Raw genomic sequence first — 14,565 nt, forward strand, 5'->3', positions numbered from 1 at the left:
AAATATTTTTCTCTCCAAAAACAATTAGTGATCGTGGTGCTCCTCTATCGCCATACCGATAAACAAGGCAGAAAGAATGGTAAAGATAAACGCTTGGATAAACGCAACCAACAACTCGATCAAACTAATAAATATCGTGAATATTACCGATCCACCGGCTACGGCATGTGCATTGAACACAAATGGTAGACACAGCAAGGACAACACCAGAATGTGACCGGCTGTAATATTTGCAAACAAACGGATCATCAAAGCAAATGGCTTTGTGAAGATACCGATGATTTCTACAGGAATCATCAAAGGTTTCAACCACCAAGGCACCGGAGGATTCAAGATATGTCCCCAGTAATTTTTGTTACCGTTTGCCAAAATGATAACCAAGGTAAAGATTGCCAATACCATCGTAATCGCAATATTACCTGTTACGTTGGCCGATCCCGGAAAAAACGGTACCAAGCCCAACATATTCATAAACCAAATAAAGAAGAATACGGTCAATAGATACGGCATAAAACGCTCATACTTGTGTCCCAGGTTAGGGATAGCGATCTCATCACGTACAAAAAGGATGATAGGCTCCAGGAAAGACTGTATGCCTTTGGGTGCTTTGCCCGCATTTTTCCTGTAGCCTCTGGCCACAGCAGTAAAGATCAATAGTAGTACAATAAAACCGATAAAAATACTCAACACATTCTTCGTGATCGAAAAATCCAAAGGTCGTTTGTTGGTGGCATGGTGCTCGTCGTCATAAACAATGTATGCACCGTGGTCATTCACCTGGTCAGCGGCATAATAAATCTTACCGTGGTATTTCACCAATTTTTGGCCTTTCTTCTCGACGATCTTCGTACCGTCATCATTTCGCGCAAACTCACTCGAACAGAAAGTCACCAAACCATTGTCCGTATAAAGAATAACGGGAAGATAGATACCTACCCAATTGGTCTTACCTTCTTTGTCACCGCCCCAGATCGTAAATTCATGTCCATCGCCGATATGGTGGAAAATAAAGCCCGTGATATCAAAACCTTTTTTCTCTTGCTCGTGTCCATGATCGGCCTCGGCATGGTCATGGTTTGTATTTTCGGCATAGGATTTAGGAGCAAGAAAGGAGAATGAAGCAAAAAAAACGCACAAAATCGTCAATGTCTTGATTCTTGCTGAAGTTAAAAAGTGGCTAATTTCCATCAATACAATATTTTTACCTATTTTATTTTGCGCCGCAAGTTACGTAACAAAATCATAACTTCAAAGAACGACATTAAGAAATATATACAAAAAAAATTCAGCCCTAAAAGCATGCGATTTTCGCCCGGAAAACGATACATTAAGAAGATAAAAAAGCTAAGCGAAATCAGCATTTTCAGTGTGATTCCACCCAAGATACCGTATACCCCAAATTCCGGATTCTGCACCATACCCAGATACGAAATCGTATAGGCAAAAACGGTCACTCCATACAAAAAAATACAGAGGACAATGTATTGACCGCTCAAAAAAACAGCATCTACCTGTTGCTGCAATCCATAGGCACCTCCGAACAGCAATACCGCTCCTAAAAACAGGACTGTAGCGAACGAGATGATATGTTTAATTCTTTCCAATGTTTTATCGTTTTACTTCCCTTTCTTATCCATACCCTGCACCTGCCGGATCAATTGATACAACGACACCAATACAGCCAACAGGGTCAGGCCTATTGTCCACCATGGCTTTTCAAGATCATACTTCCCATCAAGCCATGAGCCTAGCCAATATCCCCCGAATATCGTCGCCACCATCTGGAACGGCACACCTATCCATCTTGCCCAATTTCGACGGGTATCGTTCGTTTTATGGTTATTTTCTGTATTCATCTATTTTTCACTTCGCTAGCGCACGAATCCTTTCGTGTGCTCGTTTTATAGGCACACGAAAGGATTCGTGCGCCAACAAATGGCTTTTTCTCTATTTGGTTGTTCTTCATCGGCTTTCCTAAGTAGGGCACACGCAGCACGTGTGCGCCAGATTTGTGTCCTATACTTACGTAGGCTGTCTCAAAAGGCCTGGTATTACCCTTTTTTGTCATTCCGACAGCTTGTCCCGAAAGCATTCGGGAATAGGAGGAATCTAAAAATATGCTATTAATCAAGTATTTAGATTCTTCGGCAAGCCTCAGAATGACAAATTGTACGGGTTCTGCTTTACTTTTGAGACACCCTCTACTGAAAGGATTCGTGCGCCAACAGATAGCCCTTATTTCTGTTTCTCCAACTCCAGCACTTTCTGCCCTATCTTGATCTCCGGATACGAATAGGCCTCTCCAAGTATTATCTTTATTTCCGAAGAAGATTTTCCCTTATGCTGTTTCAACACATCCAGCATATAGGCCAATTTGTCCGGAGAGATCAACTCCTCCGCATCGATCCCATCCCCCACAAAATGGATAAGGTGTCCATAAATCGTTCCCTCTACCAGCCCCCTCTTTGCCGCTATCTGCGCAATATCCAATCCATCCTGATACATTTCAAACGAAATTTGTTTCGTATCCTCCTTATCCCCTCCTTTGATGGAAGTAGCCTTTTCCTCCTCATCTTTCACCTTTTCCATCCGTAAGACCACATCTTCCAAGCCTTCTTCCTGCGTGAGCACCTGTGCAATGGTCAGACAATGCTTCAACACCTCGTATTTGCGCTTAAAATCCAACAACAGGGATTTCATCTCCTGTATATACTTCTTCGTACGCTTGCGGATTTTCCATTCCTCAATATGTACCTCAGTAGCCTTGACCAACTCGCTCTCCATCTTAGGCAAAAACCACTGCACGGCGGATTGCGTACGTTCGCAGATCTTATCGTAGTCAATAGACTGTGAGTCTGCCAACATCTGGTACAATTGACTGATAAATTTGTGTGCGACTGCCTCCTGCTGTTTGATCCGGGTAGACAACTGTGCAAAGAATTGTTCAGCCCCCGGCTTATTGTCTATATTACGTTCGGCTAGGCTGACATGCAATTCTTCCACTCCTGTACTCAATTCCGTCCAACGGAAACTCTGCAACAAGATCTGCCCCAGATAAGCGCGTTGGCATTGTTTCAGCACCTCGCCCACTTGATCATCCTGCATCAACCCCTGCATGAAAGACACTACCTGTGCATCCGTGCGAATGGCATGCGTCGGAATCCTGGAGCGGAGTACAAGCCCTTGCAATCCCGTCAGCCTACTCAATGCCACATACACCTGTCCCGCCGCAAAAGAAGTACCCGCATCGATAATGGCTTTGTCAAATGTAAGCCCCTGGCTCTTGTGTATGGTAATGGCCCAGGCCAACCGCAAGGGATACTGCGAAAATGTACCCAATACCTCTTCTTGTATGCTATCGTCTCCCTTATTATAATTGTATTTGATATTCTCCCAGGTCTCTCGACGCACCACTACATCTTCGGAGCCATCTTTGAAACCCACCAAGATCTGCCCTCGATCCGTGTCTATACTTTTGACAACTCCGATCTTGCCATTGAAATATTTCCTTTCATCCCCACCATCATTCTTGATAAACATGACCTGAGCCCCCTCCTTGATCGCCAGGGTTTCTTCAGTAGGAAAGGAACTTGTCTGAAAATCATCCTTTACCACCGCCTTGAGGTTGTGCAATCTTCCACCAAGGCGTTGCAGCTCCTGTTGATTGATCTGATCCGCCAAACGATTATGAGAAGTCAGAACAATGTACTGATCCCGTTCTGTGGGAACAAAGTCCGGTTTATAATAGGTATTCAGTATTTCCAGATCTTCCGTAGTACATTGGTTGTTTCGGATATTGTTCAGTATGGAAATAAATTTCTCATCCTGTTGTCGATATATCTGCTGCAATTCCAGCTTGACCAAAGCATGCTCACGCAGAACCTTGGCATCGAAAAAGAACGGACTGGAATAATGTGCACGGAGCACCTGCCACTCGTGTTCACGCACGACAGGGGGCAATTGGTACAGGTCACCGATAAACAAGACCTGCAATCCGCCAAACGGCCGCATATCCCGACGGACAGACTTCAATATCACGTCGATCATATCCAATGTATCTGCCCGTACCATGGAGACCTCGTCTATCACGAGCAATTCCAGCTCCTGCAAGAGAGCCCGTCGCTGCTTGGTCAGCTTGATCGTACTGAAAAGCCGGCTCTTATTGTAGATATTGGTATCCGTCTCATCCCAGCGCAAGGGATAATCCTCGATAAAAGTTCCAAATGGAAGCCAAAACAGGGCGTGCAACGTCGTTCCTCCGGCATTCATCGCCGCCACGCCCGTCGGTGCGGTTACGGCCATCTTCTTATAGCAATTGTCCCGGATATACCGCAGAAAGGTGGTCTTACCCGTACCTGCCTTACCTGTCAAAAACAGGTTTTGATTGGTCTGGTTGACAAAAGCGGCAGCTTGTCTAAATACCGCATTGCTATGATCGATTTTGAGAGGCTCCATTATTGGACAAAAATAGGGAATTTTAAAGACTTCCGAAGTTTTAAAAACTTCGGAAGTCTTTAGTCTCCGTTATCTCAAAAAAATGTGACCAATTGTTTTGCTAAAATTCACAAGATATAGTATCTTACAACAGAAATTTAAACGCAATTAGCCATGACTTATATAGACAAAAGTGAATTATTCAAACAGGTTGAAACAAAGTTAGCCGACTTAGGTCTTACCATTGAGGATGTCGATCAAGCGAGACCCTGGGGAGGCTTCTTTGTCATCAGCGAAGAACAGGCGCAGGAGTTTGCCAATCATTTTTTTGAAGGCTTGGACATTCAGGGACTCAAGATATCCGGAAAATTAAGCCCTAAGATCCTCATCGTGGCTCCCAGCAAACGTCTATCATGGCAATACCACCATCGCCGTGCTGAAATATGGCGTGTCATCCGCGGCGAAGTGGGTGTGGTGACCAGCCCCAACGATGATGAGCACGAGCTCAAGATACTCAAAGAAGGAGACAGTATCCGTCTGGCTCAAGGCGAACGCCATCGTTTGGTCGGATTGGGCGAGTATGGTGTAGTCGCCGAAATATGGCAACACACCGACGTTTCTAACCCTTCTGACGAAGACGACATCGTAAGGGTTCAGGATGATTTCGGAAGAAGTATTTAAGAAGCTAAATATTTAATTTTGAGATTATATATTTCATTAACCAAACTTTATCGTCATTTCGATGAGGAGGTATGACGAGGAGAAATCTATGCCTAGATAGGAAAATTAATCCAATTCATCCATAGATTTCTCCTCATTCTTCGTCGAAATGACGGGTAGGTTGCTAAAATATTACGATTTATACACGATCGTCTTATTGCCATTGAGCATGACCCGATCTTCGACAAGCAGCTGTATAGCCCGGCTCAAGACCGATTTTTCGATTTCTTTTCCTGCCGTCTTCATGCGGTGCAGATCATAGCTATGATCTATTTTTTTGATATCCTGCGTAATGATAGGCCCTTCGTCCAGATCATTGGTCACGAAATGAGCTGTCGCACCGATAATCTTCACCCCTCTTTCCTGTGCCTGCTTATACGGATTGGCTCCAATGAAGGCCGGTAAAAAGGAATGATGAATGTTGATCAGTTTATTTTCAAACTGTTGAACGAAATCGGGAGAGAGTATACGCATAAATTTGGCCAAAACGATATAATCTACCTCATATTGATTGAGGACTGTTGCCAATTCCTTTTCAAACTCCCCTTTGCTTTTGTTTTCATGTGAAACCAGATGAAAAGGAATATCAAATTTATCAACAAACTCAGCTAGATTATCGTAATTACCGATCACGGAAACCACATCTGCCTGTAAGGTATCAAAATAATGCCGCACCAAGATATCGGCCAAACAGTGATGCTCCTTTGTCACAAGAATCGCTATCTTTTTCTTACGCGAGGGATTGATGACGATATCTGCATTCGAAGGGAGCCTATGATTAAGATCATGCGCAAATTTCTCTGCATTGTGCGGTTCACCCGAACATACCACTCGAACGAAAAAACGTCCCTGCTCCTGATCGACATACTCACGCATGGTGATGATGTTCAATTGATGTTCTGCCACAGTATTGGATATGGTAGAGACCAATCCAACCGCATCCTTACATTTTATAAGAATTAAGGTTTGTTTTTGCATGATTTAGTATTGCGTATAGCGATATGCGTATTGAGATTCTGTCTTATACCGATCTATCTTTGTTCTTTGCTCCTTAATCACATCACCCGGCCTGCTGCGCTGCCAATGCCAGTTCCTCTTCCAAATCGACCTCTATCCGTAGATTGTTCACGATATGCTTTTGACGATCCGGTGTATTCTTGCCCATATAGTATTCCAGCAGTTGTTGCAACCTGTTATCCTTGGAAAGAATGACAGGTTCGAGTCGAATATCCTCGCCGATAAATAATCCAAACTCGGAAGGTGAAATCTCGCCTAACCCTTTGAAACGTGTGATTTCCGGCTTACCGCCCAATTTTGCGATGGCACGTTGACGTTCCTCGTCCGAATAACAGTATATCGTTTCCTTTTTGTTGCGCACCCGGAAAAGCGGCGTCTGTAAGATCGAAACATGCCCTGCCTTGACCAGATCCGGAAAAAACTGCAAGAAGAACGTCATCATCAGTAGCCGTATGTGCATACCATCCACATCCGCATCCGTCGCGATGACGATGTTGTTGTAGCGCAATCCATCGAGGCCATCCTCGATATTCAATGCGTGCTGCAACAGGTTGAATTCCTCATTTTCATAGACGATCTTTTTGGTCAGGCCAAAACAGTTGAGCGGCTTCCCCTTCAGACTAAACACCGCCTGTGTCTGCACATCCCTGGATTTGGTAATGGAGCCACTGGCCGAATCACCCTCTGTAATAAAAATGGTCGTCTCTTGATTACGTTCATGTTTATCACCAAAATGTATCTTGCAGTCACGCAATTTTCGGTTGTGCAGAGAAGCCTTCTTGGCACGTTCATTGGCCAGTTTCTTGATACCGGCAATGTCCTTGCGCTCCCGTTCCGATTGCAGGATACGTTTCAGAAGTGCATCGGCCGTAGCAGAATTTTTGTGCAGATAATCATCCAAGGCTTTTTTGACAAAATCATTGATAAACGTACGTACCGTAGGGCCTTCCGGACCTATACTTTGCGAGCCCAGCTTGGTCTTGGTCTGCGATTCAAAAACCGGTTCCTGTACCTTGATGGCTATGGCTGCAATGATGGAAGACCTGACATCCGAAGCATCAAACTCTTTCTTATAAAACTCACGAATAGTCTTGACTACAGCCTCACGAAAGGCTGCTTGGTGTGTCCCCCCTTGCGTGGTATGCTGTCCGTTTACAAAGGAATAATACTCTTCCCCGTATTGCTGTCCGTGGGTCATAGCGACTTCGATATCCTCCCCTCTGAGATGGATGACCGGATACCGCATAGATTCCGTATCTACATTCCTTTCCAACAGGTCCTTCAGCCCATTTTCGGAGACAAACTTCTGACCATTAAAGTTAATGGTCAACCCCGAGTTGAGGAAAACATAATTCCAGATCATGTTTTCGACAAACTCTATACGGTATTTGTAATGCTTGAAAATGCTTTCGTCCGGGTAAAAAGTGACTGCCGTACCGTTGCGTTGAGACGTTTCTTTCTGCTCGTCATGAACCAACTCTCCTTGACTGAACTGAGCGATCCGGGTCACGCCCTGCCGATAGGATTGTACAACAAAATTAGTGGACAACGCATTGACGGCCTTGGTACCCACACCGTTCAGACCGACCGATTTTTGGAAGGCCTTGCTATCATATTTACCACCGGTATTGATCTTTGACACGACATCCACTACCGACCCGATCGGAATACCCCGGCCATAATCCCGCACAGATACTTTGTTCTCATTGACCGTAATATCGATAGTCTTGCCTGCCCCCATCACAAACTCATCGATGGAGTTGTCCACCACTTCCTTGAGCAATACATAGATTCCGTCATCGTAAGCGGATCCATCTCCCAATTTACCGATGTACATCCCCGGGCGTAACCGGATATGTTCTTTCCAATCAAGTGATCGTATGCTATCTTCGTTGTATGTAGTCATTGAATGGTTGCTTTGCAAACAAAAATAAAAATAAAATATCAGACTTTCGAAGTTTTTAAACGGCGAAGCCCTCAACTCTGCCATTAAAAAAATAAAAAAGATAAAGTTAAACTTCAAAAGTCTGTTCAATCTCAAATGTAACCCCCATCACTTTTCGATATAGTCCCTGTTACTTTTTTATCAGCCAAAAACCCTCATCTTGTCCTCCAAATTTTTAATATTACCCATGGGTCATACTTTTCATATTCCAGTTCTTGGCTTAGCCTTTTCCGTAGATAGTCCAATAAAGGTGGCACGTTTTGGCATCTCTTCAGTCATTTCGATTGTGGACGATGAGCTTTTAGAACGCATGAGAGCCTATTATTGCAGGATAAATAACCTGGCTTACCAGCTTATTCATCCCAAAGAAGAAGATTCCCGATCGAGGCGTATTACAGCCTACCTAAACCTGGTCAATGATCTTGTACACAAGCAGATCGCACGCATAAAATCAAGTAGTTTTGAAAAATGCGAAGAACTCGTCAGGTATTTTGACTTATTGCCTGACCATTCGGAAGCAAAAAAGCTATTCAATTGTTATAGCTTAAGTACCGACGAAATCCATAAAAACGATTTGGAAGCAAGGCTAAAAAGTTTTATCAAGCCCGGAGACATTGATGTCAACATCATGTCCAAGGTAGACAAGACCAATATGGACAACGAAGGAAACCCTTTGTCTACCAACTTTTCAGATGCTTCTGCCGCATTGAGGGGGTTTGCATTGAGCAATCTGAAATCTTCGTTGGTCATTTCTGCCGGGCTAAATCCCCGATTGTTTTCCTATATGGCTGAATTTGATCAATTCCTGCCCGATGCCAACGGAGATTTTACCAAGAGGGTCATTTTAAAGGTCAGTGACTATAGATCTGCTTTCATACAGGCCAAAATATTAGCAAAAAAAGGTATTTGGGTCTCCGAATACCGCATCGAATCCGGCCTCAACTGCGGAGGACATGCCTTTGCTACCGAAGGCTATCTCATGGGCCCGATACTGGAAGAATTCCGATCAAAAAAAGATGAGCTGCACCAAGAGCTGTTGCCCTTATATACAGAGGCTCTTGCCCAGCGAAACATCACATTGCGCAACACCCCAGACATGAAGATCACGGCACAGGGGGGCATTGGAAACGCCGCCGAGCAGAACTTCCTATTGCAGCATTATCAGGTAGACCGTACAGGCTGGGGTTCTCCGTTCCTGCTCGTACCCGAAGCAACTACAGTGGACGATAAGACCTTGGATGCCATTGCCCAAGCGGACAAAAACGATTTTTACATCAGCGAGGCTTCTCCATTGGGTGTGCCGTTCAACAATTTCCGTAAGAGCACGGCCGAAGCAAATCGGATAGAGCGTATTGAAAGAGGAAGGCCGGGTGCGCCCTGTACAAAGAAATATCTGGTATCCAACACCGAATTTACCGAGGAACCCATTTGTACGGCATCGCGACAATACCAGCATCTCAAAATCAAAGAACTGAACGCCATGGATATGCCTGAAGACGAGCGTCAGCGGCAAATCGAAAGTGTGACCGCCAAAACCTGCCTATGTGAAGGACTCGCCACGTCGGCTTACCTCAACTATGACATTGTCAAAAACAAGGAAAACACGGCTGTCGCCATTTGTCCAGGTCCCAATACGGCCTATTTCGACCGCAAATATTCCTTGACCCAGATGGTAGACCATATTTATGGACGCCGGGACCTATTGGCCGGAAAGGATAGACCCCACATGTTTATTAACGAACTCTCCCTGTACATCGAGCACCTGCGCAAGTATGTGAGAATGAACCTCGAAAAACTGGACCATAAAAAAGAGAAGTACATCAACAACTTCAAAAACCAGTTGGAGCAAGGGATCGCTTATTACGCCAACTTAAAGGAACTCCACGTACAAATGTCTCCCAACGAATTGACAAAATTTTTCGAACAGCTGAAATCAGCTACACAGCAACTGAGGACGATACAGATAAATTTGGTTGTTATATAAATGGTGTAGAGACGCAAGAGGCTGTCTAAATAAGGTCTGGCAATCCATTTAATCGTCATTTCGACCAAAGGGAGAAATCTATGGATAAATTTGAATTAACTAACTTGCAACAAGTTGAAAAATTGCTTAACCATAGATTTCTCGTCGTACCTCCTCGAAATGACGATATAGTTAATTTTTAAATAGTAGAGCCGCAATGCATTGCGGCTCTACGACAAATTTTTCCGAAACTTTCCAAACACCCCTAGCGGCAACTTAGGGCCTGCTGTGGCTTGTAGGTACAGTTCGCCTATTTCGAGGTTCTCGACCTGTGGAAAAGCCGTCTTGATCAGATTTTCGACAATAACCGACGAAAAGCCCAACGAATAGGTATTCAGTATAAGGAAATGCTCTTTCGGATCCAGAAGCTGTACGACGTCCTTCATCATTTCCATGATATGATCTTCCAACTTCCACTTCTCCCCTTTTGGCCCATGGCCGTATGCCGGTGGGTCAAGAATAATACCGTTGTACGTATTTCCGCGCTTCAATTCCCGCTTTACAAATTTCAAGGCATCCTCCACGACCCAACGGATATTGGACAAGCCCGACAGCTCCTGGTTTTCATTGGCCCAGGTCACGACCTGCTTGATCGAGTCTACGTGTGTGGTATCTGCTCCTGCTGCTTTTGCGATCAAAGAAGCTCCACCGGTATAGGCAAAAAGGTTAAGTACCTTTGGATTATTGCTCTTGAAAGAACGTACCGACTCGGAGATATAATCCCAATTGACGGCCTGCTCGGGAAAAACACCTACATGCTTGAAAGAAGTCAACCCCAAGCGGAACTTGATGGCCACATCCTTATTTTTGTATTCAATATGCCACCTGTCCGGTATGTTTGGATTTTTTTTCAGCCAATCACCACTGGTCGCCGAACGGCCTTTGAATTTGATGTGATAACGCTTGTTCCATTCGGCATCACCCAGGGCTTTAGGCCATACAGCCTGTGGTTCGGGACGGATAAGCACCAGTTCGCCAAAGCGTTCCAGCTTTTCAAAATCCCCACAATCGATCAGTTCATAGTCTTTCCAATATTGGGGTGTAAGTAATTGTATGGTTGTTGTCGACAAAATAATTGCTGTTTTGTGCAAAGGTAAATAAAATTTGGTAAGGAATATTTTACTATCTGTAGACTTCCACTTCGCTGGCGCACGAATCCTTTCGTGTGCCTCGATAAACAAGCACACGAAAGGATTCGTGCGCTAACAAGGGTTTGAAACCCTTGGAGAGTTTCATTCCCCTCGCATTCTATCCAGCAGATCGCTCAGCATCAAGGCTTCTTCCTTTGTGAGATTCTGGCACAGCAGATTAGACAGCATCATATCATTTTCCAAGTTTTCCAACAGTTGTAGCCCTTCGTCCGTGATCTTGACATCCACGGCCCTTTTGTCTTGTGTATTCTGTGTTCGCGACACCAATCCTTTGCTTTCCAGACGATCGATCAAGCGCGAAATATCCGGGGTACTACTTATCATCCGGCCCTTTATCAAACTATTCGATGCAGAACGAGGATACTGCCCCCTTAAGATGCGGAGGACATTGTATTGCTGTAAAGTAATCTGGCAACGATGAGCCCGTTGTTCCAATATTTTGACCAACCAATTGTTCGTGTACAAGATATTCACCGTGGCCCTGTGGTAATCATCTGCAAAACGCTTCACTTGGATACATTCCTCAATCTTCATGTGGATTCAATCTAATTAAAACAAAAGTGTGACATGGAGCCTCCAAAATAACCACTCGTTTTGACTATCTTTGTGGCATTTGGTTATTTTTATATCTAAGGTACAAAATAGGTCATGCAAAATAAAATCTCACTGGATAAATTAAAGAAAGGAGAAAAAGCAACCATCGTTTCTTTTCACAACGATGAACTTCCTGCAAAATTCTATGAACTGGGATTTATGCCGGGTACAACAGTACAAATCAAACACAAAGCCCCACTTAATGGACCTATCTGTGTCAACGTCATAGACTACCAAACGCTAATAGCCATACGAAAAACCGAAGCTGCTTTAATATTGACGGACAGACTATAATGAAGAAAAGCACCATCGCTCTATTAGGGAATCCCAACGTTGGAAAAACTTCTCTATTCAACCGCATCACAAAACTAAATCAAAAGGTCGGTAACTATCCGGGTATTACCGTCGAGAAAAGAGTAGGAACGGTCAAAGTTCACGACAAAGAATACACGATCGTCGATCTACCGGGTACTTATACGCTCTATCCAAACTCTTTGGACGAAGAAGTAGTATTCGATACATTGAGCAATAAAAACAACAAGGACTATCCGGACCTGGTCATTGTCGTTTCCGAACCGACCAGCCTCAACAGAGGGGTCATCCTCTACCAACAGGTACGGGAACTTGGTCTCCCGGCTATCTTCGTCATGAATATGGTAGACGAAATGGAGACGAAAGGACTGACTGTCGACCATGCAGCCTTGGAAAACTACCTACAAACGCGCGTCTTCACGACCAATGCCCGCACCGGAAAGGGAATCCATGAGCTACTCAACCACTTGGAATACAGACCTGCCCCTTATTTTGATGGGTTATCATTGCCGGTTCAGTATCAAGATGCTCTGACAGAAGCAAAAGTGCTTTTTCCATTGGATACTGAGTATAAGACCTGGCAGCTATTGGCACAGGAAAGACCTGCGGGTATCACTGACGCACTACGTACACAACTGGGCAGCATCCGTGCCGCGTATCGGCTCAACACCCAACAACTCCAAAAAGACGAAGCCCTATTGCGCCATAAGAAAGTGGACAAGGACCTTGAGGCCATCATCCAAAAGTCTACAAACAAAAAACTGTCTTTCACACATAAGATCGACAACCTGCTCATACACCCGATATGGGGATATGTCATCTTCTTCGGGTTATTATTCTTGATCTTCCAGGCGATTTATGCCTGGTCCGGCCCTTTGATGGATGGTGTGGATCAACTTTTCGCCATTTTGGGCGAAAAAGCAGAGGCTGTATTGCCCGAAGGTCCTTTGGGCGGCCTTATTGTCAACGGTATCATAGCAGGTATAGGGGGGATCGTGATATTCCTGCCCCAAATCGTTATTCTCTTTTTATTCATCTCCCTCATGGAGGAAACAGGGTATATGAGCCGAGTCGTATTTCTGATGGATCGCTGGCTGAAACCTTTCGGACTGAATGGCAAATCCGTTATCCCGCTGATGTCGGGTGTAGCCTGCGCCATTCCCGCCGTCATGTCTGCCCGCAATATCGAAAATCCAAAAGAGCGCCTCTTGACAATGCTGGTCACACCGTTTATGACATGCTCCGCCCGGTTGCCCATTTATATTGTGATCATAGGTCTGGTCATTCCCGACAGGGATTTCCTTGGCTTCAACTTACAAGGTATTACTTTGTTTGGCATGTATATATTGGGTATCGTCGGTGCATTGCTATCGGCATTGGTGCTGAACAGATTTATCAAATCCGTACGCAAATCCTACCTCATCTTCGAACTGCCGACCTACAAAATGCCCGATTGGAAGAATGTAGCCAATACTGTTTGGGAAAAATCCTCCGGCTTCCTTATTGATGCCGGTAAGATCATACTTGCCATTTCGATCATCCTTTGGGTTTTGGGAAATTTTGGGCCAAATGATCGTTTCTCCGACCCCGAAAAATATATTGTAGAAGAAAATCCCCACTTTACACCTGAGGAGATAGAAAATGAAGTGACCGCCTATAAAACAGAATATTCTTTTTTGGGTTATTTAGGTAGAGGTATCGAACCTCTCATCAGACCATTGGGCTATGATTGGAAAGTAGGTATAGGTCTATTGGCATCTTTTGCCGCACGTGAGGTGTTTGTGGGTACGATGGCAGTCATCTACAGTTTGGGTGAGGATATCGATATCGAAGACGACGGCCAAAAACAAACATTGCTCGACAAGATGAAGTCTGAAATCAACAGGAACACGGGAAAACCCACCTACAATTTTGCGTCGGGTATCTCCCTGTTGCTCTTTTACGCTTTTGCGATGCAGTGTATGGCTACGATAGCCATCGTACGCAAAGAGACAGGCTCTTGGAAGTGGACTTTATTCCAGATTGTTTCCATGACAGGTCTGGCTTACTTTGCGGCTTTGATCGCCTACCAACTTTTGAAATAAGTGAAGTGATGGAGGTAATGATAGTTATGGGAGTTATGACAGACGGAATTCAATAGCTCCTATCACTTTCATAACTTATATAACTTCCATAACTATAAAAATAGTGAGCTTATGATAACATTACAATACATCATCATCGCGATTATCTTTATAGCTGCTGTAGCCTTTATTGTTCGGAAATTCATGCCTTCCAAAGGCAAAACCGGCGGATGCAGCAAAGGGTGTGGTTGTGATGCGGTGGAACAAGAGAAAACTATTTAGAACGTTGGCACACGAATCCTTTCG

The 14,565-nt window shown here is 44.4% G+C and carries 13 protein-coding genes; 5 read left to right on the plus strand and 8 right to left on the minus strand.

Annotated elements, in window-relative coordinates; translation table 11 throughout:
* Nucleotides 1-24: 24 nt before the first annotated feature.
* The 4 genes from atpB to G5B00_RS10810 form a co-directional block, all read right to left on the minus strand.
* Complete coding sequence (gene atpB, locus G5B00_RS10795) at nt 25-1,188, minus strand: F0F1 ATP synthase subunit A (RefSeq protein WP_163874841.1); 1,164 nt, start codon at nt 1,186-1,188, stop codon at nt 25-27.
* Nucleotides 1,189-1,205: 17 nt separating this feature from the next.
* Nucleotides 1,206-1,604: a hypothetical protein gene (locus G5B00_RS10800; protein ID WP_163874844.1), complete on the minus strand. Its 399-nt coding sequence runs from the start codon at nt 1,602-1,604 to the stop codon at nt 1,206-1,208.
* 12 nt (nt 1,605-1,616) lie between these two features.
* Complete coding sequence (locus G5B00_RS10805; RefSeq protein ID WP_163874848.1) at nt 1,617-1,856, minus strand: AtpZ/AtpI family protein; 240 nt, start codon at nt 1,854-1,856, stop codon at nt 1,617-1,619.
* A gap of 379 nt (nt 1,857-2,235) precedes the next feature.
* The gene (locus G5B00_RS10810; protein WP_163874851.1) at nt 2,236-4,455 is read right to left on the minus strand and encodes a helix-turn-helix domain-containing protein; all 2,220 of its coding nucleotides are present in this window, start codon (nt 4,453-4,455) and stop codon (nt 2,236-2,238) included.
* 153 nt (nt 4,456-4,608) lie between these two features.
* On the opposite strand from G5B00_RS10810, the gene G5B00_RS10815 reads away from it, so the two are divergent.
* Nucleotides 4,609-5,115 carry a cupin domain-containing protein gene (locus G5B00_RS10815; protein ID WP_163874853.1) on the plus strand — a complete coding sequence of 169 codons (507 nt, stop codon included), beginning with the start codon at nt 4,609-4,611 and terminating at the stop codon, nt 5,113-5,115.
* 171 nt (nt 5,116-5,286) lie between these two features.
* On the opposite strand, the gene purU is transcribed toward G5B00_RS10815, so the two are convergent.
* The gene (gene purU, locus G5B00_RS10820) at nt 5,287-6,132 is read right to left on the minus strand and encodes a formyltetrahydrofolate deformylase (protein WP_163874857.1); all 846 of its coding nucleotides are present in this window, start codon (nt 6,130-6,132) and stop codon (nt 5,287-5,289) included.
* 82 nt (nt 6,133-6,214) lie between these two features.
* The gene (locus G5B00_RS10825) at nt 6,215-8,077 is read right to left on the minus strand and encodes a DNA topoisomerase IV subunit B (RefSeq protein WP_163874860.1); all 1,863 of its coding nucleotides are present in this window, start codon (nt 8,075-8,077) and stop codon (nt 6,215-6,217) included.
* 226 nt (nt 8,078-8,303) lie between these two features.
* Here G5B00_RS10825 and G5B00_RS10830 point away from each other — a divergent pair, with 226 nt between their 5' ends.
* Nucleotides 8,304-10,100 carry a hypothetical protein gene (locus G5B00_RS10830; protein WP_163874863.1) on the plus strand — a complete coding sequence of 599 codons (1,797 nt, stop codon included), beginning with the start codon at nt 8,304-8,306 and terminating at the stop codon, nt 10,098-10,100.
* A gap of 209 nt (nt 10,101-10,309) precedes the next feature.
* Here G5B00_RS10830 and G5B00_RS10835 read toward each other — a convergent pair whose 3' ends face one another.
* A complete protein-coding gene (locus G5B00_RS10835; RefSeq protein WP_163874972.1) occupies nt 10,310-11,215 on the minus strand; it encodes a class I SAM-dependent methyltransferase in 906 nt (301 codons plus the stop codon).
* Nucleotides 11,216-11,371: 156 nt separating this feature from the next.
* On the minus strand, nt 11,372-11,824 hold the full coding sequence (locus tag G5B00_RS10840; protein ID WP_163874865.1) for a MarR family winged helix-turn-helix transcriptional regulator: 453 nt from the start codon (nt 11,822-11,824) through the stop codon (nt 11,372-11,374).
* 114 nt (nt 11,825-11,938) lie between these two features.
* Here G5B00_RS10840 and G5B00_RS10845 point away from each other — a divergent pair, with 114 nt between their 5' ends.
* From G5B00_RS10845 to G5B00_RS10855, 3 genes are all read left to right on the plus strand, one after another.
* Complete coding sequence (locus G5B00_RS10845) at nt 11,939-12,178, plus strand: ferrous iron transport protein A (RefSeq protein WP_163874868.1); 240 nt, start codon at nt 11,939-11,941, stop codon at nt 12,176-12,178.
* Nucleotides 12,178-14,280: a ferrous iron transport protein B gene (gene feoB / locus G5B00_RS10850; protein WP_163874871.1), complete on the plus strand. Its 2,103-nt coding sequence runs from the start codon at nt 12,178-12,180 to the stop codon at nt 14,278-14,280. Before G5B00_RS10845 ends, feoB begins: the two co-directional genes overlap by 1 nt.
* A 111-nt stretch (nt 14,281-14,391) precedes the next feature.
* The gene (locus G5B00_RS10855; protein ID WP_163874874.1) at nt 14,392-14,541 is read left to right on the plus strand and encodes a FeoB-associated Cys-rich membrane protein; all 150 of its coding nucleotides are present in this window, start codon (nt 14,392-14,394) and stop codon (nt 14,539-14,541) included.
* The last annotated feature ends 24 nt before the right edge of the window (nt 14,542-14,565 follow it).

The sequence above is a fragment of the Parapedobacter sp. SGR-10 genome, assembly GCF_011030405.1.
Lineage (GTDB): Bacteria > Bacteroidota > Bacteroidia > Sphingobacteriales > Sphingobacteriaceae > Sphingobacterium.

Excerpts from the sequence above, each read along its gene's own strand:
- atpB (WP_163874841.1), bottom strand. The coding sequence starts at position 1,188 with ATGGAAATTAGCCACTTTTTAACTTCAGCAAGAATCAAGACATTGACG.
- G5B00_RS10805 (WP_163874848.1), bottom strand. The coding sequence starts at position 1,856 with ATGAATACAGAAAATAACCATAAAACGAACGATACCCGTCGAAATTGG.
- G5B00_RS10810 (WP_163874851.1), bottom strand. The coding sequence starts at position 4,455 with ATGGAGCCTCTCAAAATCGATCATAGCAATGCGGTATTTAGACAAGCT.
- G5B00_RS10815 (WP_163874853.1), top strand. The coding sequence starts at position 4,609 with ATGACTTATATAGACAAAAGTGAATTATTCAAACAGGTTGAAACAAAG.
- purU (WP_163874857.1), bottom strand. The coding sequence starts at position 6,132 with ATGCAAAAACAAACCTTAATTCTTATAAAATGTAAGGATGCGGTTGGA.
- G5B00_RS10825 (WP_163874860.1), bottom strand. The coding sequence starts at position 8,077 with ATGACTACATACAACGAAGATAGCATACGATCACTTGATTGGAAAGAA.
- G5B00_RS10830 (WP_163874863.1), top strand. The coding sequence starts at position 8,304 with ATGGGTCATACTTTTCATATTCCAGTTCTTGGCTTAGCCTTTTCCGTA.
- G5B00_RS10840 (WP_163874865.1), bottom strand. The coding sequence starts at position 11,824 with ATGAAGATTGAGGAATGTATCCAAGTGAAGCGTTTTGCAGATGATTAC.
- G5B00_RS10845 (WP_163874868.1), top strand. The coding sequence starts at position 11,939 with ATGCAAAATAAAATCTCACTGGATAAATTAAAGAAAGGAGAAAAAGCA.
- feoB (WP_163874871.1), top strand. The coding sequence starts at position 12,178 with ATGAAGAAAAGCACCATCGCTCTATTAGGGAATCCCAACGTTGGAAAA.
- G5B00_RS10855 (WP_163874874.1), top strand. The coding sequence starts at position 14,392 with ATGATAACATTACAATACATCATCATCGCGATTATCTTTATAGCTGCT.